Source organism: Streptomyces sp. NPDC000941 (genome assembly GCF_053599555.1).
The window spans coordinates 1-20,797 of record NZ_JBSFMM010000137.1 but is presented as its reverse complement, the minus strand read 5'-3'; the positions used below and the strand labels follow the sequence as shown (position 1 = coordinate 20,797).

Below are 20,797 nucleotides of genomic sequence, written 5' to 3'. Positions count from 1 at the left end.
GGCCGGTGGGGCTGTCGTACGGCCACCCTCCAACCTCAACCAAAGTTCAGGTCAAGGGGCGTTGGGCCGCGCCCGGACGTGACGGCGGTCACCGGGGCGCCCCCGACGCGGCGGCCGGGGCGTCCCCGACCCGCCCGCCGAGCGCGAGCGTGGCCGCGGTGAGCGCGCTGTTGAACGACACCTCGCAGAGCACCCCCGGCGCCGCCACCTGGTCACCCGCCAGATAGACCCCGTCGCCCCGGTGGATCGCCGGCCGGTCCCGCCAGGTGGTGCCGGGCGCGTCCACCGCCCCCGTACGCCCGGTCGCCAGGGCCACCCGGCGGAAGACCGTACGCTCGCGCCAGCCCGGAAAGCCCAGGTCCAGCAGGTGTTCGGCGCGGGCGAGGCCGTCGGTCCTGGTCTCGTCCGGGCCGATGGGCACCTGGCCCTGGAGCAGCTGCTCGCCGGGCGGGGCCAGCGAGGGGTCCTGGGCCGTGAAGCGTTCGACCCAGCCGGGGGAGTCGAGGTCGGAGACGGCGAACGCGTCGCCGCGCCGGGTGCGTACGGCCAGGTCGATCAGGACCGTACGGCCGCTGTCCCAGGTGAGCGAGGCGTCGCCGAGCAGCGCGCGGGCGGTGGGCAGCGCGGTCGCGACGATCACCGGGCCCTGGTCGGTGGGCAGCGTGTCCACCCGGGAGCCGGTTTCGAGCCGTACGCCGAGCTTCCAGGCGTGGTCGGCCATCCGGTCGACGACCGCGCCCCAGCCGCCGCGCACATAGTGGGCCTCCGGCGGCACCTTGGCGGAGCGCCGGAAACGCTCCTGGACGAAGGCGGCGGACAGCTGCCCGGGGGCGTGGTGGAAGGTGGCGACGCCGACGTAGTTCGCCGCCGCGCGGGCCCCGGCCGCGCCGGCGACGCTCGTCGCCCAGGTGGTGAAGTCGGCGTCGACCGGCGCCCGTTTGGCCATCAGCAGCCTGAGCATGGCGGCCGGCGGCACGCGGCGCAGCCGCCCGCCGCGGTGGAAGCGCAGCCGGGCGGCCTCCAGGGGCGGGAGGTGAGCAAGCGGGCGGAGCAGCCCGCGCTTCTTCAGCCATGACCAGTGCGGCCCGCCCGCGTAGAAGGCGTGCGGGCCTTCATTGACGCGGTACGGGGCGGGGGCGGTGCGGGCGCGTCCGCCGAGTGAGTGGTGGGCCTCGTACAGGGTCACCACGGCTCCTGCCTCGGCGGCGGCGATGGCCGCGGTGAGGCCGGCCAGACCGCCGCCGACGACGGTGATACGGCGCATGGGCAGCATTCCTTCCCGTACTGCGACCCAGGTCGGATCGCGTTTCACGGGTACGACGAGGCGGCGCGGCGAGACGTGACATTGGGCCGTTGACAGGCCGTTGTCAGGCCGTTGTCAGTGGGGTGGTTCACGATGGAGGGCGGGTCATGGCATGGCGGGCGGACGGGACGGAGCGGGTATGGCGGGGCGCGGCAGGAGCGGGGCGGCGGGCGCGGTGCGGGCGGCGCGGCGGCCGGAGGTGGTGCTGCCCGAGCTGCGGCCTTACGACGGCGGGGAGCTGGAGCCGGAGGGGGACTACGACGGGCTGGACTTCGCCGACCTGGACTTCGCCGGGCAGCGGGCGGGCGGTGCGCGCTTCCTGGACTGCGGGTTCCGCCGCTGCGCGTTCGACGAGGCCCGGCTGTCCCGGGCCAGGTTTCTCGACTGTGTGCTGGAGGGCGTGCGGGGCGTGGGCGCCGATCTCTCGGAGGCGCGGCTGCGGGATGTGGAGCTGGTGGACGCCCGGCTGGGCGGGGTCCAGCTGCACGGGGCGGTGCTGGAGCGGGTGCTGGTCCGCGGCGGGAAGATCGACTATCTGAATCTGCGGACGGCGCGGCTCATGGACGTCGTCTTCGAGGGGTGTGTGGTGGCGGAGGCGGACTTCGGCGGGGCGGTGCTGGAGCGGGTCGAGTTCGTGGACTGCGCGCTGCGCGCGGCGGACTTTACCCAGGCGCGGATGACGGACGTCGATCTGCGCGCGGTCACGGAGCTGGACATCGCGCGGGGTATGGAGCATCTGGCGGGCGCGGTGATCAGCCCGCCGCAACTGCTCGACCTGGCTCCGGCGCTCGCGGCCCGGCTGGGCATCCGGGTGGAGGAGGCGGTCAGGGCCGGGGGCTAGCGGACCGGGGGTAGCGGACGGGGGGTCAGACGCGGGGGTAGCGGGCCTGCAGCTCCCACACCGCCGGGTTGTCGGCCAGCCCCTCGTGCATATCGGTGAGGTCCGCGATCAGATCGTGCAGAAAGTCGCGGGCCTCCCGGCGCAGCGTGGTGTGGTTGAAGGTGAGCGGCGCGTCCTCGGCCTCCGCCCAGTCGGCTGTGACGTCCACCCAGCCGAAGCGCCGTTCGAAGAGCAGCCGGTCGGTCGACTCGGTGAAGTCCAGCTCGGCGTGGACGGGGCGCGCGGAGCGGCTGCCGAGCGGATCGCGGTCGAGCCGTTCCACGATGTCGCACAGCGCCCAGGCGAAGTCGAGCACGGGCACCCATCCCCAGGCTGTGGACAGTTCGCGGTCCGCTTCCGTATCGGCGAGGTAGACATCGCCGCAGAACAGGTCGTGGCGCAGGGTGTGCACATCCGCGGTGCGGTAGTCCGTCTGCGGGGGGTCGGGGAAGCGGCGGGAGAGGGAGTAGCCGAGGTCGATCACACGGCCGATGGTGTCACGGCGGTCCCGCCCGCCGGCCCGCGCGGTCCCGCCGGGCGGAACGGCACGGGCCGATGCGGACCGGCGCGTACGGTGCGGCTCGATGCGGGACGGCGAGGGCCGATGTGGGTCGGCGCGTACGGTGCGGACCGGCGCACGGTGCGGCCCGGCGCGCACGGTGCGGCTCGATGCGGACCGGTGAGGGCGATGCGGGCCGGCGGGCCCGATGCCGGCCGGCCCGGAACGCCCTCAGTGACCGCGGGCGATCCACTCCTCCAGCTGCGGGGCCTCGTCGCCGATGGTGGTCGGGTCGCCGTGGCCGGTGCGTACGACGGTCTCCGTCGGCAGCGACAGCAGCCGCTCCCGGATGGACTCGATGATCGTCGGGAAGGACGAGTACGAGCGGCCGGTCGCCCCGGGGCCGCCCTGGAAGAGGGTGTCCCCGGAGAAGACCGTGGTCAGCGTGGGGGCGTGGAGGCAGACCGCGCCCGGGGAGTGGCCGGGGGTGTGCAGCACCCGCAGCTCGGTGCCGCCGACGGTGAGCACATCGCCGTCGGCCAGCGCCCCGTCCGGCTTGCGGTCGGGGTGGCGCATATTCCACAGCACCTCGTCGTCCGGGTGCAGCAGGATCGGCGCGCCGGTGCGGTCGGCGACCTCCGGGGCCGCGTCGATGTGGTCGTCGTGGCCGTGGGTGCACAGGATGCCGAGCAGCCGCCGGCCCCCGACCGCCTCGATGATCGCGTCCGCGTCATGGGCGGCGTCGATGACGTACACCTCGTTGTCGTCGCCGATCAGCCAGACGTTGTTGTCGACCTCCCAGGTGCCGCCGTCCAGGGAGAAGGTGCCGGAGGTGATCAGCCGGTCGATGCGCACGGGCGGGGGAGTCATCAGAGCGTCACCACCGAGCGCAGCACCTCGCCGCGGTGCATCTTCGCGAACGCCTCCTCGACATCGTCGAGACCGATCGTCTCGCTGACGAACGCGTCGAGGTCGAGCCGCCCCTGCAGATACAGGTCGATCAGCATCGGGAAGTCGCGGGAGGGCAGGCAGTCCCCGTACCAGGAGGACTTGAGCGCACCGCCGCGCCCGAAGACGTCCAGGAGCGGCAGCTCCAGCTTCATCTCCGGGGTGGGCACGCCGACCAGCACCACGGTGCCGGCCAGGTCGCGGGCGTAGAAGGCCTGGCGGTAGGTCTCGGGCCGGCCGACCGCGTCGATCACGACATCGGCGCCGTGGCCGCCGGTCAGCTGCTGGATGGCCTCGACGGTGTCGGCGGTCTTGCCGTTGACGGTGTGGGTGGCGCCCAGGGTGCGCGCCATCTCCAGCTTCCGGTCGTCCACGTCCACCGCGATGATCTTCGAGGCTCCGGCCAGCCGGGACCCGGCGATCGCCGCGCCGCCGACACCGCCGCAGCCGATGACGGCGACGGAGTCGCCGCGCCCCACCGCGCCGGTGTTGATCGCCGCGCCGAGACCGGCCATCACACCGCAGCCCAGCAGGCCCGCCGCCGCGGGCGATGCGGCCGGGTCGACCTTGGTGCACTGTCCGGCCGCCACCAGGGTCTTCTCGGCGAAGGCGCCGATGCCCAGCGCGGGGGACAGCTCGGTGCCGTCGGTGAGGGTCATCTTCTGGCGCGCGTTGTGGGTGTTGAAGCAGTACCAGGGGCGGCCGCGCAGACAGGCCCGGCACTGGCCGCATACGGCACGCCAATTGAGGATCACGAAGTCGCCGGGGGCCACCTCGGTGACGCCCTCCCCGACGGACTCCACGACACCGGCCGCCTCATGGCCGAGCAGGAAGGGGAACTCGTCGTTGATGCCGCCCTCCCGGTAGTGCAGGTCGGTGTGGCACACACCGCACGCCCGCACCTGCACCACCGCCTCGCCGGGCCCGGGGTCCGGCACCACGATCGTCTCGATCCTGACCTGCTCGCCTTTGCCCGGGGCGATGACACCGCGTACGTGTTGAGTCATGGCAGCAGCGTATGTGCCGATCAGCGGTGGGGACAGCGGGGACAGCGGCGGTGGGGACGGGAACGGGCCGCACCGGGTTGCGGTGCGGCCCGTCGCGCCTACATCGTGATCACTTCACGTTGATCGCGGTCCAGGCGGCCGCGACGGCCTTGTACTCGGTGCTGGTCGCCCCGTACAGGTCGGTCGCCGCGCTGAGCGTGGCGGTGCGGGCCTGCGCGTACTTGGAGGTGGAGGTCAGGTACGTGGTCAGGGCCTTGTACCAGATCTTGATGGCCTTGTCCCGGCCGATGCCGGTGACCGTGGAGCCGTCGTACGTCGGGCTGTTGTAGCTCACGCCGTTGATGGTCTTCGCACCGCTGCCCTCGGACAGCAGGTAGATGAAGTGGTTGGCGGGCCCGGAGGAGTAGTGGACGTCGATGTTGCCGAGCGTCGAGGACCAGTAGTCCCGGGACGCCCCGTCCTTGCTGGGCTTGTCCATGTAGCGCAGCGGGGTGCCGTCGCCGTTGATGTTGATCTTCTCGCCGATGAGGTAGTCACCGACGTCGGAGGAGTTGGCCGAGTAGAACTCCACGGCGGAGGCCATGATGTCGGAGGTGGCCTCGTTGAGGCCGCCGGACTCGCCGCTGTAGTTGAGCTTGGCGGTGGCCGCGGTCACACCGTGGCTCATCTCGTGGCCGGCCACGTCCATCGAGGTGAGCGCGTTGGCGTTGCCCGAGCCGTCGCCGTAGGTCATGCAGAAGCAGGAGTCCTGCCAGAAGGCGTTGACGTAGTTGTTGCCGTAGTGGACCCGGGAGTACGAGCCGACGCCGTCGTTCTTGATGCCGTTGCGGCCCAGCACCTCCTTGTAGAAGTCCCAGGTCTCGGCGGCGCCGTAGTGCGCGTCGACCCCGGCGGTCTGACGGCCGCCGGCCCACACGTCGTCGGCGTCGGTGTACAGGGTGCCGGTGCCCGACGTGCCCTGGTTCAGGTCATAGGTCTTGTGGTTGCCGCGTGTGCCGTCGGTGAGGCTGTAGGTGCTGCCGCTCTTGGTGGTGCCGAGCGTCACCGTGCCGCTGTACTTGCTGGTGCCGGTGCCGGTCTCGACGGCCTCGTCGGCGAACAGCTTCTTGCCGGTGGCCGCGTCGGTGATGACGTGCAGCTCGCTCGGGGTGCCGTCCTTCTGCATGCCCGTGACGACGGTCTCCCAGGCCAGCACCGGCTTCCCGGACGCCGCCCAGATGACCTTCCGCGGCGACTTGCCGGCCTTGTCGTCGGTGGTGGCCGCCTTGAGGGCGGTGCTCTTGGCGTCGGCGGACGACACCTCGGCGGAGATGCTCGGCACGGAGATCGTGGCCGAGGTCGCCTTGGTCACGGTGCGCGCGCCACTGGCCTTCTCGTGGACGACCAGGTCGCCGCCGAGGACCGGCAGCCCGGCGTACGTACGCTCGTAACGGGTGTGAACGGTGCCGTCCGCGTCCTTGATGACGTCCCGCACCAGAAGCTTCTCCTGGGCCCCGAGTCCGAGGAACTCGGCCTGTGCGGAGGCGTCGGCCTGCGCGGCCTTGATCGCGGACGCGCGCTCCTGGGCGGAGAGCGGCAGCGCCGTCGCGCCGGCTGCACGGCTGGACTCGGCCTGGGCGCTGGCCGGGCCGGTCTGTACGCCGATCACGACCATCGCGGCGGAGGCGACGAGGGCCGCGGCGCGGACAGACTTCTTACGGGTGGCGGAAGCGATGGATCTCACTCGGTCTCCTTGCCTTGGGGCCGCGGGGTTGCGGCCCTGTGTAGGGGGTGCGGGCGGCCATGGGTGGGCTGCCCGGTGGTGCGAGGAGTGGTGCGTGAGTGATGCGTGTGTCGCGCTTGCTTCGGTGGTGCCGGCACCTGGCGCGCGGTCATCTGACGTCGATGACGTCATCTGGAGTCATCTGACGTGCATCTGACATGCGCGGTGACCGAGCAGAGATTGTCATCGAACGATCTGTTCGGACAGGTCTGAAACAAGAATTTGACTTGGCGTTGTCTCTTCAGGGGCGATTCAGGTCAGGTTTCCGCCACTCAACCGCGCCTGGAAGATGAGGGCTTGTCACCTTTCGCGCGGCCGTCCTCGGCCGCCGAATCGGCCCCGCCCTGGCTCGCAGCCCAGCTCGCGAGCACCGCCAGCTTCTCCGCGGCGGCCGAGCCCGGCACCGCCGTGTATGCGACCAGGAGCTGGTCCGGATCGCCAGGCAGCGAGAGCGTTTCGTATCCCAGCTCCAGATCGCCCACGACCGGATGGCGCATGCGCTTGACCCCGTGGGTCTTCTCCTTGACCGGGTGATCGGCCCAGAGTCGGCGGAATGTCTCGTTCTTCATGGCCAGTTCACCGATCAGCGATGCCATCAGCGGGTCGTCCGGGTGCCGTCCCGCGTCCAGTCGCAGATAGGCCACGGTCTCCGCGGCCACCGTGGCCCAGTCGGGGTAGAACTCGCGGGCCGTCGGGTCCAGAAAGGTGTGCCGGGCGGCGTTGCGCTCTCCCTCGGCCATCGCGGAGAAGCCCGACACCGCGTCCGCGAGGGCGTTCCACGCCAGGACGTCCATCCGCCGCCCGAGGACGAACGCGGGCGTGCCGGTCATGGTGTCCATCAGGGTGCGCACCCCCGTACGCAGCGCCTGCCCGCCGCCCTCCCGCGCCGCCGCCCCGCGGCTCCGGCCCCGGCTCTGCTTGGGTCTGGCCAGATCCCGCAGATGGCTGTGCTCGGCCTCGGTCAGCCGCAGCACCCGAGCGACCGCGTCGAGCACGGCGTCGGACACGTTCGAGCCGCGGCCCTGCTCCAGCCGGACGTAGTAGTCCACGCTGACCCCGGCCAGCTGGGCCACCTCCTCCCGGCGCAACCCCGGCACCCGGCGGCGCCCATGGGAGATCAGCCCCACCTCTTCGGGGCGTATACGGGCGCGCCGTGAGCGCAGGAAGTCACCGAGAGCGTCGTCGTGCATGCCTTGAGGGTAGGTGAGGCCTCCGCCGCCAACCTGGTACTGGCAGACCCAGGAAAAGCAGCACCCTGGGTAAGGCGGCGCGGCGCCCGCAGCCTTGAGGACGTGCCGAGGGGCACGACACCACTGCACGACACCTCAGGAGCAGAAGAAATGAACCACGCAGACGTCGCCGCGAACACTGCCGCGAACACCGCCACCCTCGCCGCGAACACCGGCGACCTCGCCGGGCGCACCGCCGTCATCACCGGAGCCGCCAGCGGTATGGGCGCGGCGACCGCCCGGCTGCTCGCCGCCCGGGGCGCCCGGGTGGCGCTGTGGGCGCGGCGCGCCGACCGGCTGGAGGAACTGGCCGGGAAGATCGCCGCCGAGGGCGGACAGGCCCTCGCGGTCCCGGCCGACGTGACCGACGAGGCCTCGGTCGCCGCCGGTGCCGCCCGGGTCCACGACGCCTTCGGCCCGGTGGACCTGGTGATCAACGGCGCCGGAGTGATGCTGCCGAACCCGATCGACGCCGGCCGGACCGACGAGTGGACCCGCATGGTGGACACCAACCTCACCGGAGCGCTGCGCGTCGTGGGCGCCTTCACCCAGGACCTGCTCGCCGCGGCGGCGGACGGCAGGCCCGCCGACCTCGTCAACATCTCCTCCATCGGGGCGCATGTGCCGTTCCCCACCTATGCGGTGTACTCGGCGACGAAGGCCGCGCTCACCCAGCTGTCGGCGTCGCTGCGCACCGAATTCGGCCCGCGGAATGTGCGCGTCACCAACATCGAGCCGGGGCTGACCGAGAGCGAGCTCAGCAGCCACGTCGACAACGCGACGGCGACCGGCCAGCTGGACGACATGTTCGCCGCGCTCGGGGGGCTCTCCTCCGAGGACATCGCCGACCTGATCGCGTACGTCACCAGCCGCCCGGCCCATGTGAACCTGCGCCAGGTGATCGTGCTGCCCACACGCCAGGCGTGATGCCCGGTGGCTCCCGTGGCGGTCGTGACGTCGGCCGCCCCCGCGGCGGGCATGACCTCGGCCGCCCTTGCCCCTGCGCCGGACCCCGGCGGATCGGCGACGCGGCGACGCGGCGAGACGCGGCGACGTGGGTCTCACCCGGCGCGCCTGCCTGGCATGCGCTGCCCGGCGCCCGCCTGCCCCGTCGGGGCAAACCGCGGCCTGGCGGCCCGGCGGCGCTGGCCTCGCTTTGCCCGGCGGGGCTTTGCCCGGCGGGGCTGCACCGGCGCAGGTTTCGCCCAGCCGGTGCCAGCCCGCGTCGGCCTTCGCCGCCGGGCGCCCTACCCGGCGCCGCTCCCTCCCGGCGCCGCATCCTCGCCCGGCGCCGCATCCTCGCTCGCCGACGCAGCCCCGCTCGCCGACGCAGCCTCGCCCGGCGGGGCGAGCAGTCGGCGTAGCGCGGCCGACACCTCGTGGGCCAGCTCGGCGTTCACGGGTGCGTGTCGGCTCATCAGCCGGTACCACATCACCCCGAAGGCCAGGTCGACCGCGAGGTCGAGCGAGGCCGCGTGTTCGCTCAGCTTCCCCTGCCGTACCGCCCGCTCCAGCACCTCGCGCAGCGCCCGGCGGCGCTCCGCCAGCAGCCCGGTCTGCAGCCGGTCGGCGAGTTCGGGGTCGCGTTGGGCCTCGGCCATCAGCCCGGCGACGGCTTGGCCGGTCAGCCGCGCGGTCATGGTGTACGCGCCGACGAGAAACGTCTCCAGATCGCGCAGCGGATCGCCGGTGTCCGGCAGGAGCGTCGGGGCCTCGCGCTCCGTCAGATCGCGCAACGCCTCAAGCAGTACGGCCTCCTTCGTCGGCCACCAGCGGTAGACCGTCTGCCGCCCGACCCCGGCGGCCTCGGCGATGCCCTTGATGGTCAGCGGTTGGAAGCCGTCGCGGTGGCACAGCTCCAGCGCCGCGGCCAGGACGGCCCGCCGCGCCTGCTCACTGCGCGGTCTGCCGCGTGCCGGGGTGCCTGCGCCTGTGCCTGTCATGGAACGCACTTTACAAGACACCGTGCCTCGAATTAAATTTAACGAGTCACCATGCCTCGTAAATGGCCTTGAGGAGCAGCAGGCAATGACAGAACGAATCGTGATCATCGGCGGCACATCGGGCATCGGGCTGGCCGCGGCCGAGCGGCAGCTGGCCGCGGGCCGCGAGGTCGTGATCACCGGGCGGGACGCGGACCGCCTGGCGGCAGCCCTGGAGAAGCTGGGCGGGGCTGCCACCGGCCAGTCCGTCGACGCGTGCGACGAGGCGGCGATGCGCGCCTTCTTCGCCGGCCTCGGCAAGGTCGACCATGTCGTGATCACCGCCACCGGAGCCTCGGCGGGCGGCCCCTTCAAGGATCTGACGGTCGACGCACTGCGCACCGCGGTCGAGGGCAAGCTCGTCGCCCAGACGGTCGCCGCGCAGGCGGCGCTCGATGTGCTCGCCCCTGAAGGCTCGCTGACCTTCATCACCGCGGGGTCGTCCGGCGCATCGCTGCCCGGTACGGCGGGGCTGGCGGCGGTCAACGCCGCCGTCGAGGCGATGGTTCCGGTGCTGGCCGTGGAACTCGCGCCGGTCCGGGTCAACGCCGTGTCCCCGGGTGTTATCGCCACCCCGTGGTGGGACTGGATGCCCGCCGAGGCGCGGCAGCAGGCCTTCGACAGCTACGCCAAGGTCACCCCGGCCGGGCGCGTGGGCGCGGCGGAGGACATCGCCGACGCCATCGGCTATCTGATCGGCAACAGCTACACCACCGGCACGGTGCTGTCGGTCGACGGCGGCCTGCGGCTCAACGCGGCGGCGCTGTGACGGTCCGTCCCGCGGTCGCGGGCCGGACCGTACTGATCACCGGCTCGACGGACGGGCTCGGGCGCGAGCTGGCCGTACGGCTCGCCGCCGAGGGCGCGCGGGTGCTGATCCACGGGCGGGACGCGGGGCGGGCGGAGGAGGTGCGGGAGCGCGTCCGCGAGGCGACGGGCGGGGCCGGCTTTGGCTCTGGGGCTGACTCCGGGCCCGGCTCGGGCTCCGGCCCCAGGTCCGGCTCTGGCCCCAGGTCCGGCTCCAGGTCTGGGGCGGGCGCGGGTTGCGGTAGTGCCGAGGTGGTGCTCGCCGACCTTGCCGACCTGCGGGCGGTGGACCGGCTCGCGGACGAGGTCCTGGCCCGCTACGACCGGCTGGACGTCCTGATCAACAACGCTGGCCTCGGCGGCGGCCCGCCCGGCTCCGCCCGCCAGGAGAGCGCCGACGGCTACGAGCTCCGGTTCGCCGTCAACTACCTCGCGGGCTACCACCTCACGCGCCGCCTGCTGCCCCTGCTCACCCGCTCCGCCCCGGCCCGCGTCATCAATGTCGCCTCGGTGGGCCAGCAGGCGCTCGACTTCACCGACGTCATGCTGGAGCGCCGCTACGACCGTTCGCGCGCGTACGCCCAGAGCAAGCTCGCTCAGATCATGTTCACCTTCGACCTGGCCGACGAACTCGACCCCGCCGCCGTCTTCGTCGGCGCCCTGCACCCCGCGACGTACATGGCCACGACCATGGTCCGCGAGGCCGGTGTCTCGCCGTGGAGCACGGTCGAGGAGGGCGTGGAAGCGGTCCTTCACCTTCTCGGCGCACCCGCGCGCGGCGTCCCGTCCGGCCGCTACTTCAACGGCACGGAGCAATCCCGTGCGGATGCCCAGACGTACGACGCGCAGGCGCGGCGGAGGCTGCGCGAGTTGTCCGAGGACCTTGTCGCGCGGGCCCTGGCGCCGGGGCGTACGTGAGCGAGTATCCCGACGGCCCCGCCCTGATCTTCCCTGTCTCCTGTGTGGTCCGCCTTCGTGTTGGAGCTCAAAGGCGACACCCCTGACCTGGGGGAACGCTAAGCATTCCTCGTATGGGTGATGTCTGGCCCATACACCCCCCGGCTGCTCGCCTAGGCTGAGAGTGTCGCTCCGTACGAAGGAGGTCCACCGTGGCACTGATGGCTCCCGAGCTCGCACCGCACACGGACACCGACGGGAACACCGTCTCATCGGTCGAGGACGCCTTCGTGGCGTTGAGTGCGGCAGCCCCTGAGGGATGGCGCGTGGAACTGATCGAAGGGAAAATCCACGTGGTGCCTCCCGCCAACGGTGAGCACGAAGAGATCGTGTCCGAAGTAACGGGGCAGATGCGCGACCACCGGAAGGATCTGGGGCGTTACACCGGAATCGGGCTTCTTGTCCCCGGCGTGTCCCCAACTGGCAAGGTCATCCCCGATCTTGTGATCGCTCCCAAGGGGAGCTTCAGCGACGCACTTGAGTATCACAACCCCAGCCCCGCGCTGCTCGTCGGCGAGGTCACCTCGGACTCGACCGCCGAAAACGACCGAGGGCCGAAGCTTCGCGGGTACGCCCAGGCGGGCATCCCCTGTTACCTCCTGATCGACAGGGAACGGGGCCACGTGGTCGTGCACACGGAGCCCTCCGGGCAGCGTTACGCCCGGCGGACCGAGGTGGAGATCGGCAAGACGGTTGCCCTGCCGTATCCCTTCGAATTCGAGCTGGATACGGGCGAGTTCTGATCCACGGGGGCCGCGTGGAACGCGTGGGGCGCGTGTGCGCCGTTGGGCGGTATTCGGCTCGGGCGGGTGGCGGGTATCGTCTCGCGCCTTCGGCGCAAGGCGGCTGGCAACGGGGAAGGAGGGGGCGCCCTGGGCCATCGTCGCCGTCCGGCGGCTTGGTCGGGGGCCGAGGCTGTGGGGCGTGCGGAGCGGAGGCCGGCAGTCCTGTTGAGGGCCTTCCACCCACCCCCTTACAAAAAAGCGTTTGATGCAGAGCAACTATCTCGGCAAGTACCTTTTTTTGGGGGGCGGGCGAGCTACCCCTTCGAGGAGGTAATTACCCGTTGTGACCCTCGAGTTGCCGTGGGTGTCCTAAATTGGGTGGCGTAAACGGTCCCTTGCGCCGTCAAGGGGCGGAAACGGGACACAGGGGTGGGCATATGCCGTTCCAGCCGCGTGAACTCCAGCCGGATCGATCCGCTCGCGATCTGCTCGGCTTCGAGATCCGGCGCCACCGGGAGAAGGCGGGCATGTCGCTGAGGCAGCTCGCGGATGTACTGAACTACAGCAAGTCGAATCTCGCGCGGATTGAAGCGGCGGAGACGCTGCCGTATGACGGCCTGGCGTCGGCCCTGGACGCCTGCTTCGGAACGGATGGGCTTTTCGCCCGGCTGTACGAACTGGCCCGGAAGGAGCCGTTCCCCGGTAAGTACCGCCGCGTGATCGAGATCGAGAGTCGGGCGTTGGTCATCGAGTCGTACGTGAGCGCCACTGTGCACGGCCTGCTTCAGACTCCGGAGTTCGCGGATCGGTGGCTGAGGTGCGGGCATCCGGACGCTCCGGATGGGGAGATCGCGTCGCTGGTGAAGGCGAGGCTCGATCGGCAGGAGCGGTTGAGCGTGTCCAGGCCGCCGCGCTGTTGGTTCATCCTCGACGAGACGGTGCTGCGGCGCCGAGTCGGGAGCCCCGAGGTGATGCGCCACCAGATGGAGAGGCTGCTTGAGCGCGCGGCACAGCCGAACATCACCGTCCAGATTCTGCCGTTCACCGCAGGCGGTGAGCACCCTGATCTGGGTGGTTCGCTGACGCTCTTCACGTCGCCGGACCACGCGCAAGTGGCCTACGTGGAGGGCAGCCGGTTCGGGACCATCATCGAGGGCCGGGACGAGGTGGTGAAGCGCCAACAGTCCTACGATCTGTTCAGGGCCATGGCCCTCTCGCCTTATGACTCCGAGGCGATGATCCGAGCGGCGATGGAGGACTGGAAGGTATGGCGACCACCCCTGACCTGAGCACCGCTGTGTGGCGCAAGAGCAGCTACAGCAACGCTGACGGCGGCGAATGCGTCGAGGTGGCCGACGGCCACCCCGGCATAGTTCCCATACGTGACTCCAAGCATCCGTATGGACCTGTCCTGGTCTTCCCCGCCTCCGCGTGGTCCGCCTTTGTGGCGGAGCTCAAAGGTGACGGCGTCCTTACGAGCTGACCCCTGAAACGGCCAAGGGCCGCCCCTTTGACAGGGCGGCCCTCAGCGTTTGTGCTTTACGTCCGTCAGACGTTGACGCCGAAGTCCTTGGCGATGCCCGACAGGCCCGCGGCGTAGCCCTGGCCGACGGCGCGGAACTTCCACTCCGCGCCGTTGCGGTAGAGCTCGCCGAAGACCATGGCGGTCTCGGTGGCCGCGTCCTCGCTGAGGTCGTAGCGGGCGATCTCGGTGCCGCCGGCCTGGTTGATGATGCGGATGAACGCGTTCCGCACCTGGCCGAAGTTCTGGCTGCGGGACTCCGCGTCGTAGATGGAGACCGGGAAGACGATCTTCTCGACGTCGGCGGGCAGGCCCGCCAGGTTGACGTTGATCTGCTCGTCGTCGCCCTCGCCCTGGCCGGTGACGTTGTCACCGGTGTGGACGATGGTCTGGTCCGGGGTGGACTTGTTGTTGAAGAAGATGAAGTGCTGGTCCGAGTAGACCTTGCCGCTCGGGTTCACGGCGATGGCGCTCGCGTCGAGGTCGAAGTCGGTACCGGTGGTGGTGCGGACGTCCCAGCCGAGGCCGACCGTGACGGCGGTCAGGCCCGGTGCCTCCTTGGTGAGCGAGACGTTGCCGCCCTTGGACAGGCTTACAGCCATGGGGAGTCCCTTTCGTGGTCGAGTCCTCAGGAGCTTCGTACTCCGGACGAAGCTACCGTCACCCTCCACAACGCCGTCGGCCACCCACCGGTTCCAGGTTCCTTTACCTTCTTTGCCAATCTTTAGCGCCCAGCGGTTCGCCCTCGTCCTGGCGCACACAAAAGCTCGCGCACAAAAGCAGGTGACGGTCCCGCGGTGGCGCGGGATCATGGGGGCATGTCCGGGCCCTATGTCATCCGTGGCTCGGTCTCCCTGCCGGAGGCCGAGCTCATATGGCGTTTCTCGAGGTCGTCCGGGCCGGGTGGGCAGCACGTCAACACCAGCGACAGCCAGGTCGAGCTGCGCTTCGACCTGGCCGCGACCGAGGTGCTGCCGGCGGTGTGGAAGCAGCGCGCGCTGGAGCGGCTGGCGGGGCGGCTGGTGGGTGGGGTGGTGACCGTACGGGCCTCCGAGCACCGTTCGCAGTGGCGCAACCGCGAGACGGCGGCGGTCCGGCTCGCGTCGCTGCTGGCCGAGGCGACCGCGCCGCCGCCCAAGCCGCGCCGTCCGACCCGTATCCCACGCGGTATCAACGAGCGGCGGCTGCGGCAGAAGAAGCAGCGCGGTGACACCAAGCGTGGGCGGTCCGGGCGGGACTGGCACTAGCGAGATCCCTGTGGCTGCCAGGTGCCCCTTGGGGGCGCAGCGGTCGGCTCCCTAGGGGATGCGCGAGGGGGCGCTCAGGGTGATCACTGATGGGGTCGCACGGGGAACCCGAAAGGGTGGCTGACAGTTCATTTCCAGCTGTCCCCGGGAGCAGATCGATGCGTCGCCGTCCCTCCGTCTTCTGTCGTTCGGCCGTGATCGGCCTGGCCCTGGCCGCGGTCACGGCGGGCCTCGCCCTGCCCGTTTCGACGGCTTCGGCTCTTCCGCGGCCATCGCAGGCCGCTGCTGCCGCCCGACTCTCCCCGTTCGATCCCGCTCCGATGCGCGAGCTGCTGGCGGGCCTGCCCGATCCGGTGGTCTCCGGTGCGCTGGTCAGGGTGGCGCAGGGCGGTTCGGGGCGGGCGTGGGCCGGTTACGCGGGAGAAGTGCCCCGTGGTGCCCATTTCCGAATCGGCAGTGTCACGAAGGCTTTCACCAGCACGGTGGTGCTCCAACTGGTCGCCGAGCGCCGGATCGTCCTCGACGCCCCCGTACGGCAGTATCTGCCCGAGCTGATACCGGACGCGTACCAAGAGGTCACCGTGCGCCAGCTTCTGGACCACACCAGCGGTCTGCCCGCCCCCGCGGGTATTCCCGGGCCCGCTGACGGGCCCGGTTGGTGGCTGAAGAGCGTCTCGCCGCGGGAAGTGGTCCGTGCGGCCTTCGCGAATGCCGAGGGCGGCGGGACGGCGCCGCGGCCCGGTTCCGTCCAGCAGTACAACGGCGTCAACACCTTTGTCGTGGGCCTGCTGGTCGAGAAGGTGACCGGGCGCACCTTCGCGGACGAGCTCGACCGGCGCATCATCCGGCCCCTTGGGCTGCGGGACACCAGCCTTCCCGCTGCCTCGGACACCTCCATCGCCGTACCTCACGCCCGGCCGCGTCTCGGCGGGGACGAGGTGACCGAGCAGTCCCCGTGGGCCTGGGCCGAAGGCGGAATGATCTCCACTGCCGCGGACTTGGACAGGTTTCTGACCGCTCTGTTCCGCGGCAGGCTCCTGCCCCCGGCCGAGCAGCGGCTGGCGTTCACCGTCCCTGACGTGGCCAGCGCGCCGGACAACAAGAACTGCGTCAACGGAACCGCCTGCTTCAGCATCGGCGGACTGATGCGGGTCACGCTCGACAACGGTGTGACCGTATGGGGCAAGACCGGATCGCAGCCCGGCTGGACGACGGGCATGTTCGCCACGCGTGATCTGACGCGCCGCGTCGTCTACTCGCTCAACCCCACGGGTGCCGCCTCGGAACGCCCCTACGTCATGGCCGTTCTCAACGCGGCCTTCGGCGATGCCGCAGGGGACAGGGGTTAAGGGAGGACGGAGCGGACCGCGTCCGGGGTGCGGGCCACCACCGTGGTGCCGTCGTCCGCCGTGATGATCGGCCGCTGGATCAGGATCGGATGGGCGGCCAGCGCCTCGATCCACCGGGCGCGGGCGGACTCCTCGCGCGGCCAGTCCGCCAGGCCCAGTTCGGCCGCGACGGATTCGCCGGTGCGGGTGATGTCCCAGGGCTCCAGGCCGAGGCGGCGCAGCACGTCCTCGATCTCCTGGGCGGTCGGCGGCGCTTCCAGATAGCGGCGCACCGTGTACTCGGCGCCCTCGGCGTCCAGCAGGGTCAGTGCGGAGCGGCATTTGGAGCAGGCCGGGTTGATCCAGATTTCCATGGCTCGGACGTTATCCGAGCAGCCAGGGGATCGGTGGGGCGTCAGCCCAGCGTGCGGTAGCGGCTTCGGAAGTACATCAGCGGACCGCCGTCCGCGCTCGGGGTGCCCGCCGACAGCACCCGGCCCACCACCAGTGTGTGGTCGCCCGCCGTCACCCGCTGTTCGGTGCGGCTCTCGACGACCGCGAGGGCTCCGCCGACGAGGGGTGCGCCCGTGGCGTCGCCGCGTCTGTAGGGGATGTCCTCGAACAGCAGCCTGTCGCTGATGCGGCCCTTCATGGCGAATCGCCCGGCTATGTGGCGCTGGCTTTCCGACAGGACCGATACCGCCCAGAGGGGCTGTCGGGCCAGTAGGTCGTCCATCCGCGAGTCGTTGCGAACGCTCACCATCACGAGCGGCGGGTCAAGTGACACCGACATAAACGAGGTGGCCGTCATGCCGACGTCCTCGCCGCGCGGCCCTTCGTCCGGGTCGTGGGCGGTCACCAATACCACGCCCGCGGAGAGTCGGGACAGGGCAGCGCGGAACTCGTCCTCACTCACCCCACCAGCATGGGGGATGACGGGCTGCGCGGCGGCGGAACTCGATGGGTGCGGCACGTAATGAACGCTAACGCGGGCCGGGTGGGCCCCGCATCGGGCCCCGGGACCAGGTCGGTCCTAGGTCGCGGGCCGTATTCGCGGTACGCCGGGGGCGGCAGTGCACGGCCTTCGGATGAGTGGCTGAACGGCGTTTCGGGATTTGCATTCACAAAAATCAGGAGCGCTCCCACGCCTGTCTCCAAGGCTTGAACACTGTCTGTGACATGACTCACACCAGCCAGTAATTGTTGACCCTGTGTACCGAGTGAGCAGCTCGCTGTGATTCAGTGGCCATGGCAATCGGACGACAAGTCGGACGAGTAGAAGGACGACAACAAGCCAGGAGTTGCTGTCGAGGTCTCGGGGGAGTAGCGAGCGATGGAGACCGAGTCGGAGCCGTATATCCGCCTTGCGACCCTGCGGCTGTTGCACCAGGTGGTCGCCGATCTGAACACCGCCCGCAGCTTCGCCGACACCGTGCAGACCGTCGCCGACGGGGTGATCGCCGGGCTCGGCTACGAATTCTCGGCCGTCAATCTGGTCCGCCCGGACGGCGATCTGGTCGTCGCGGCCGTCGGGGGCGACCCCGGGGCCGAGGCCCTGATGGCGGGACGGGTCGGCTCGCGTGAGGCCTGGGACCGCCGGCTGTCCATGGGTGACCGCTGGGGCGCTCTGCACTTCGTCCCGTACAGCGAGGGGTGGGTGCTCGATGACGACGACGTGCCGCAGTGGCACACCCCCGGGCCCGCGCCCAGCTTTCCCGACGGGTGGCATCCCATGGACCGCCTGTTCGCGCCGATGTACTCGGCGGGCGGCTCGGGCGGCGAGCTGATCGGCGTCATATCCATCGACCGGCCGAGGAACGGCCGCCGCCCCGGCGCATGGGGGCGCGAGGCCCTGCAGATGTACGCCTTTCATGCCGCGACCGCGATCGGCAACGCCCGTCTGCGCGCCAATATGCAGCGCGCGCTGCTGCGCCTGGAGCGCGAACAGCAGGCGCTGCGCGCCAGCGAGGAGAGCTTCCGGCAGGCCTTCGAGTACGCGCCGAGCGGCATGGCCATCGCCGAGATGGGCGGCGATCAGCACGGGCGGCTGCTGCGCGCCAACGACGCGCTGTGCCGACTGCTGGGCCGCCCGGCCTCCGCCCTGCGCCGCTCCTCCTTCTCCGACCTCGTGCACCGCGAGGACATCGGCACCCTGCTGCGCACCTCCGCCGAGGGCGGCCGCTCCGAGCTGCGGCTGGCCCGCCGGGACGGCAGCCATGTCTGGGTGAGCCTGCGCAACTCCGTGGTCGCCGACGCGGCCGACGGCCCGCGCTTTCTGCTCACCCACGTCGAGGACATCGAGGAGCGCAAGCAGAACGAGCTGCAACTGGCCCACCGTGCCAGCCATGACTCGCTGACCGGCCTGCCCAACAGCGCCGAGCTGCGCGCCCGCCTCGGCAGCAGGCTGTGCGACAACCCGCGGCGCCCCGGAGAGTCCGGGTCCGAGGTCGACGTCGCCGGGGCGGGCGGGCTCTCCCTCGGCTACGACGAGTTCGAGGGGCCGGGGGTCTTCGGCGGGCCGGGCGCGTTCGACCGGCCGGGCGGCTCCCTCCCGTACGAGCCCCATGTGCACGCCATCGCGCCGCGGGAGGACCACGACATCGACGACGGCCACAAGGGGCTGGCCGTTCTCTTCTGCGATCTGGACGGCTTCAAGTCCATCAACGACCGGTTCGGCCACCACGCGGGCGACGCCGTCCTCATCGAGGTCGCCCGGCGGCTGGCCGCCGGGGTGCGGGAGGGGGACACCGTGGCCCGGCTCGGCGGCGACGAGTTCGTGGTCCTCGCGGACGGCCTCGGCCGGGCCGACGCCAAGGACCTGGCCGTCCGGCTGCGCAACGCGATCACCCCGCCGATCCGGGTCGACGGCCGGGCCGTCCGGGTCGGGGGCAGCTTCGGTATCGGCTGGGCCAGTTGTGGGATGACGGCCGAGGACGTGCTGCAATCGGCTGACCAGCGGATGTATATCGAGAAGCGGTCGCGTGCCAAGGACCGCCGCCGCGCCGGATGAGCGTTCACGGAATGGCGCCGCCCTCGGCACGGTAGGCTGCTCCGAATGCGGTACTGCCGCCGAGGGTGAATCGATCATGAATATTGGCCATCCGGACAGTGCATGCCCTGTTGCGGCCTTCCCGGCCCTGATATGAGCTGTCATGGCGCCTCCGCACCTGAGCGCCGTTGGCCATATGCACAGGGGAGTGACGAGAGGGATGACGGCCGGCAACAACGGCTCGGACACGCCGGAGAATGACGACCCGTTCGCCTATCTGTACCGCTCGGACGGCGGACAGGACGGCCAGGCGGACCAGTCGGGCTCCACCCCCCGGGCCGGCGGCTACGGCTACCCGGGCCCGGCCGCCCCGCGCCAGCCAGGGGTCCCCCGTACCTCGTACAACCACGTCCGCGCGGTCGGCGAGCGCAGCTACGGGCAGCAGCAAAACCCCCAGCAGCAGCAATATCAGCAGCAGACCCAGCCGATCCCGAACCAGCAGACGTACGGCGGCCAGGGGCAGCAGAACGCCCACTACGCCGCCCCCGAGAACCTGCCCGGCGGGGGCGGCTCCCGCCGGGCGGCCCCCTCGCGCGGCACCGGCGGCCGTGGCCCCAACAGCAAGGGGCTGCTCATCGGCGCGATCGCCGTCGTCGCCGTCGTCGTGGTCGGCATCGGCGTCGCGATGATCACGAACGGCGACGGCAACAAGGACGACAAGGCCGACCCGACCAACTCGCCCACGTCGACCGCGAGTGCCGAGCCCAGCAAGTCCGCCGGGGCCTCCAAGGATCCGTCCGAGCTGCCCAGCGAGGACGCGTGGGGCCTGAGCCTGGAGAACGGCGCGGCCCCCGCGACGGACATCCCCGGCGCCAAGGGCAAGGGCGGTAAGTACGTCGGCGGGATGAACGCCCCCGGCGCGTCCGTGACCTGGAACGTGGACGTCGCCAAGGCGGGCCCGTACCGGGTGTACGCGCGGTACAGCGTGCCCGCCGAGAACCAGTCGCTCTCGCTCACCGTCAACGGGGAGCGGTCGACCCGGCCGATGAACATGGAGGCCTTCGTCCCGGCGAAGAAGGGCGACTGGGAGAAGAGCTGGACGAGCACCTGGTCCCTGGTCAACCTCAACGAGGGCGCCAACACCGTCACGGTGTCCTGTGAGGCCGGTGACAAGTGCGACGTCATCCTCGACCAGCTGTGGCTCACGGGTAAGGACGGCTGATGGCTGAGAACGGCTGACGGTGCCAGGCCCGGTGGCCGCTCAGGCCGCCGGGCCTTCGGTGACCTCGACCCGGCCCAGCAACTCCTCGTACGTGGCGCGGTCGAACTCGCCCGCCACCGGGGCCCGTACGGCCGCCGCCGACAGGGCCACCGCGCGCGCCAGCCGATCCGGCCACGGGACGCCCTCGACCAGGCCGGACAGCAGCCCGGCCACCGCGGAGTCGCCCGCCCCCGTCGGATTGCCCACCAGGCGGCGCGGCGGGGCGGCCCGCCAGGTGCCCTCGGGGGTGACCGCGAGCATGCCGTCCGCGCCGAGCGAGGCCGCCACCGCGCGCGCCCCGCCCCGCCGCGCGGCGCGCGCGGCGCGCAGCGGCGCGGGGGGGCCGGGGAG

22 protein-coding genes are annotated in these 20,797 nt (G+C 71.1%); 11 read left to right on the top strand and 11 right to left on the bottom strand.

The annotated features are described in order from the left end of the window. Window positions 1-88: 88 nt before the first annotated feature. Window positions 89-1,264 carry an NAD(P)-binding protein gene (locus tag ACWDSL_RS34425; RefSeq protein ID WP_450491884.1) on the bottom strand — a complete coding sequence of 392 codons (1,176 nt, stop codon included), beginning with the start codon at window positions 1,262-1,264 and terminating at the stop codon, window positions 89-91. 151 nt (window positions 1,265-1,415) lie between these two features. Between ACWDSL_RS34425 and ACWDSL_RS34420 the strand changes: the two genes are divergently transcribed. Then, the gene (locus ACWDSL_RS34420; protein ID WP_450491883.1) at window positions 1,416-2,144 is read left to right on the top strand and encodes a pentapeptide repeat-containing protein; all 729 of its coding nucleotides are present in this window, start codon (window positions 1,416-1,418) and stop codon (window positions 2,142-2,144) included. 25 nt (window positions 2,145-2,169) lie between these two features. On the opposite strand, the gene ACWDSL_RS34415 is transcribed toward ACWDSL_RS34420, so the two are convergent. The 5 genes from ACWDSL_RS34415 to ACWDSL_RS34395 form a co-directional block, all read right to left on the bottom strand. Next, window positions 2,170-2,667, bottom strand: coding sequence for a hypothetical protein (locus tag ACWDSL_RS34415; protein ID WP_450491882.1), 498 nt, complete (start codon window positions 2,665-2,667; stop codon window positions 2,170-2,172). Between the two features lie 246 nt (window positions 2,668-2,913). Beyond that, window positions 2,914-3,552, bottom strand: coding sequence for an MBL fold metallo-hydrolase (locus ACWDSL_RS34410; RefSeq protein WP_450491881.1), 639 nt, complete (start codon window positions 3,550-3,552; stop codon window positions 2,914-2,916). Continuing rightward, a complete protein-coding gene (locus tag ACWDSL_RS34405) occupies window positions 3,552-4,637 on the bottom strand; it encodes an S-(hydroxymethyl)mycothiol dehydrogenase (protein WP_450491880.1) in 1,086 nt (361 codons plus the stop codon). The genes ACWDSL_RS34410 and ACWDSL_RS34405 overlap by 1 nt, the downstream gene beginning before the upstream one ends. Before the next feature lie 109 nt (window positions 4,638-4,746). Continuing rightward, window positions 4,747-6,360 carry a M4 family metallopeptidase gene (locus ACWDSL_RS34400; protein ID WP_450491879.1) on the bottom strand — a complete coding sequence of 538 codons (1,614 nt, stop codon included), beginning with the start codon at window positions 6,358-6,360 and terminating at the stop codon, window positions 4,747-4,749. 311 nt (window positions 6,361-6,671) lie between these two features. Further along, a complete protein-coding gene (locus tag ACWDSL_RS34395; protein WP_450491878.1) occupies window positions 6,672-7,589 on the bottom strand; it encodes a helix-turn-helix transcriptional regulator in 918 nt (305 codons plus the stop codon). A gap of 150 nt (window positions 7,590-7,739) precedes the next feature. On the opposite strand from ACWDSL_RS34395, the gene ACWDSL_RS34390 reads away from it, so the two are divergent. Then, window positions 7,740-8,555, top strand: a complete 816-nt coding sequence (locus tag ACWDSL_RS34390; RefSeq protein ID WP_450491877.1) for an SDR family oxidoreductase — start codon at window positions 7,740-7,742, stop codon at window positions 8,553-8,555. Window positions 8,556-8,875: 320 nt separating this feature from the next. On the opposite strand, the gene ACWDSL_RS34385 is transcribed toward ACWDSL_RS34390, so the two are convergent. After that, window positions 8,876-9,571 carry a TetR/AcrR family transcriptional regulator gene (locus ACWDSL_RS34385; protein ID WP_450491876.1) on the bottom strand — a complete coding sequence of 232 codons (696 nt, stop codon included), beginning with the start codon at window positions 9,569-9,571 and terminating at the stop codon, window positions 8,876-8,878. Window positions 9,572-9,656: 85 nt separating this feature from the next. Here ACWDSL_RS34385 and ACWDSL_RS34380 point away from each other — a divergent pair, with 85 nt between their 5' ends. The 5 genes from ACWDSL_RS34380 to ACWDSL_RS34360 all read left to right on the top strand — a co-directional run bounded on the left by ACWDSL_RS34380 (window position 9,657) and on the right by ACWDSL_RS34360 (window position 13,582). Beyond that, window positions 9,657-10,379 carry an SDR family oxidoreductase gene (locus ACWDSL_RS34380; protein WP_450491875.1) on the top strand — a complete coding sequence of 241 codons (723 nt, stop codon included), beginning with the start codon at window positions 9,657-9,659 and terminating at the stop codon, window positions 10,377-10,379. Continuing rightward, the gene (locus ACWDSL_RS34375; RefSeq protein WP_450491874.1) at window positions 10,376-11,335 is read left to right on the top strand and encodes an SDR family NAD(P)-dependent oxidoreductase; all 960 of its coding nucleotides are present in this window, start codon (window positions 10,376-10,378) and stop codon (window positions 11,333-11,335) included. Before ACWDSL_RS34380 ends, ACWDSL_RS34375 begins: the two co-directional genes overlap by 4 nt. A 200-nt stretch (window positions 11,336-11,535) precedes the next feature. Beyond that, window positions 11,536-12,117 carry a Uma2 family endonuclease gene (locus ACWDSL_RS34370; protein WP_450491892.1) on the top strand — a complete coding sequence of 194 codons (582 nt, stop codon included), beginning with the start codon at window positions 11,536-11,538 and terminating at the stop codon, window positions 12,115-12,117. 419 nt (window positions 12,118-12,536) lie between these two features. Continuing rightward, a complete protein-coding gene (locus ACWDSL_RS34365; protein WP_450491873.1) occupies window positions 12,537-13,388 on the top strand; it encodes a helix-turn-helix domain-containing protein in 852 nt (283 codons plus the stop codon). Further along, window positions 13,367-13,582, top strand: coding sequence for a DUF397 domain-containing protein (locus ACWDSL_RS34360; protein ID WP_450491872.1), 216 nt, complete (start codon window positions 13,367-13,369; stop codon window positions 13,580-13,582). Before ACWDSL_RS34365 ends, ACWDSL_RS34360 begins: the two co-directional genes overlap by 22 nt. A gap of 65 nt (window positions 13,583-13,647) precedes the next feature. On the opposite strand, the gene ACWDSL_RS34355 is transcribed toward ACWDSL_RS34360, so the two are convergent. After that, on the bottom strand, window positions 13,648-14,223 hold the full coding sequence (locus ACWDSL_RS34355) for a TerD family protein (RefSeq protein ID WP_450491871.1): 576 nt from the start codon (window positions 14,221-14,223) through the stop codon (window positions 13,648-13,650). Between the two features lie 216 nt (window positions 14,224-14,439). Between ACWDSL_RS34355 and arfB the strand changes: the two genes are divergently transcribed. Both arfB and ACWDSL_RS34345 read left to right on the top strand, forming a co-directional pair. Then, complete coding sequence (arfB, locus tag ACWDSL_RS34350) at window positions 14,440-14,868, top strand: alternative ribosome rescue aminoacyl-tRNA hydrolase ArfB (RefSeq protein ID WP_450491870.1); 429 nt, start codon at window positions 14,440-14,442, stop codon at window positions 14,866-14,868. A 158-nt stretch (window positions 14,869-15,026) separates the two neighbouring features. Next, window positions 15,027-16,217, top strand: a complete 1,191-nt coding sequence (locus ACWDSL_RS34345; RefSeq protein ID WP_450491869.1) for a serine hydrolase domain-containing protein — start codon at window positions 15,027-15,029, stop codon at window positions 16,215-16,217. Here ACWDSL_RS34345 and ACWDSL_RS34340 read toward each other — a convergent pair. Continuing rightward, entirely contained in the window at window positions 16,214-16,570 is a 357-nt protein-coding gene (locus tag ACWDSL_RS34340) for an arsenate reductase family protein (protein WP_089508396.1), read from the bottom strand. The two genes, ACWDSL_RS34345 and ACWDSL_RS34340, sit on opposite strands and share 4 nt — an antisense overlap. Window positions 16,571-16,611: 41 nt before the next feature. Continuing rightward, the gene (locus tag ACWDSL_RS34335; protein WP_450491868.1) at window positions 16,612-17,112 is read right to left on the bottom strand and encodes a flavin reductase family protein; all 501 of its coding nucleotides are present in this window, start codon (window positions 17,110-17,112) and stop codon (window positions 16,612-16,614) included. Window positions 17,113-17,529: 417 nt separating this feature from the next. Between ACWDSL_RS34335 and cdgB the strand changes: the two genes are divergently transcribed. Together cdgB and ACWDSL_RS34325 are read left to right on the top strand one after the other, a co-directional pair. Then, window positions 17,530-19,206 carry a diguanylate cyclase CdgB gene (gene cdgB, locus ACWDSL_RS34330; RefSeq protein ID WP_450491867.1) on the top strand — a complete coding sequence of 559 codons (1,677 nt, stop codon included), beginning with the start codon at window positions 17,530-17,532 and terminating at the stop codon, window positions 19,204-19,206. A gap of 199 nt (window positions 19,207-19,405) precedes the next feature. Continuing rightward, entirely contained in the window at window positions 19,406-20,407 is a 1,002-nt protein-coding gene (locus ACWDSL_RS34325) for a CBM35 domain-containing protein (protein WP_450491866.1), read from the top strand. Window positions 20,408-20,446: 39 nt separating this feature from the next. Here ACWDSL_RS34325 and ACWDSL_RS34320 read toward each other — a convergent pair. Next, on the bottom strand, window positions 20,447-20,797 hold a 351-nt coding region (locus ACWDSL_RS34320), incomplete at its 5' end, for a PfkB family carbohydrate kinase (RefSeq protein ID WP_450491865.1).

Coding starts and splice junctions, on each gene's coding strand:
- ACWDSL_RS34390 (WP_450491877.1), top strand. CDS start 7,740: ATGAACCACGCAGACGTCGCCGCGAACACTGCCGCGAACACCGCCACC.
- ACWDSL_RS34370 (WP_450491892.1), top strand. CDS start 11,536: ATGGCTCCCGAGCTCGCACCGCACACGGACACCGACGGGAACACCGTC.
- ACWDSL_RS34340 (WP_089508396.1), bottom strand. CDS start 16,570: ATGGAAATCTGGATCAACCCGGCCTGCTCCAAATGCCGCTCCGCACTG.
- ACWDSL_RS34325 (WP_450491866.1), top strand. CDS start 19,406: ATGACGGCCGGCAACAACGGCTCGGACACGCCGGAGAATGACGACCCG.
- ACWDSL_RS34395 (WP_450491878.1), bottom strand. CDS start 7,589: ATGCACGACGACGCTCTCGGTGACTTCCTGCGCTCACGGCGCGCCCGT.
- ACWDSL_RS34425 (WP_450491884.1), bottom strand. CDS start 1,264: ATGCGCCGTATCACCGTCGTCGGCGGCGGTCTGGCCGGCCTCACCGCG.
- ACWDSL_RS34355 (WP_450491871.1), bottom strand. CDS start 14,223: ATGGCTGTAAGCCTGTCCAAGGGCGGCAACGTCTCGCTCACCAAGGAG.
- ACWDSL_RS34345 (WP_450491869.1), top strand. CDS start 15,027: ATGCGTCGCCGTCCCTCCGTCTTCTGTCGTTCGGCCGTGATCGGCCTG.
- ACWDSL_RS34385 (WP_450491876.1), bottom strand. CDS start 9,571: ATGACAGGCACAGGCGCAGGCACCCCGGCACGCGGCAGACCGCGCAGT.
- ACWDSL_RS34365 (WP_450491873.1), top strand. CDS start 12,537: ATGCCGTTCCAGCCGCGTGAACTCCAGCCGGATCGATCCGCTCGCGAT.
- arfB (WP_450491870.1), top strand. CDS start 14,440: ATGTCCGGGCCCTATGTCATCCGTGGCTCGGTCTCCCTGCCGGAGGCC.
- ACWDSL_RS34360 (WP_450491872.1), top strand. CDS start 13,367: ATGGCGACCACCCCTGACCTGAGCACCGCTGTGTGGCGCAAGAGCAGC.
- ACWDSL_RS34380 (WP_450491875.1), top strand. CDS start 9,657: ATGACAGAACGAATCGTGATCATCGGCGGCACATCGGGCATCGGGCTG.
- cdgB (WP_450491867.1), top strand. CDS start 17,530: ATGGAGACCGAGTCGGAGCCGTATATCCGCCTTGCGACCCTGCGGCTG.
- ACWDSL_RS34420 (WP_450491883.1), top strand. CDS start 1,416: ATGGCGGGCGGACGGGACGGAGCGGGTATGGCGGGGCGCGGCAGGAGC.
- ACWDSL_RS34405 (WP_450491880.1), bottom strand. CDS start 4,637: ATGACTCAACACGTACGCGGTGTCATCGCCCCGGGCAAAGGCGAGCAG.
- ACWDSL_RS34410 (WP_450491881.1), bottom strand. CDS start 3,552: ATGACTCCCCCGCCCGTGCGCATCGACCGGCTGATCACCTCCGGCACC.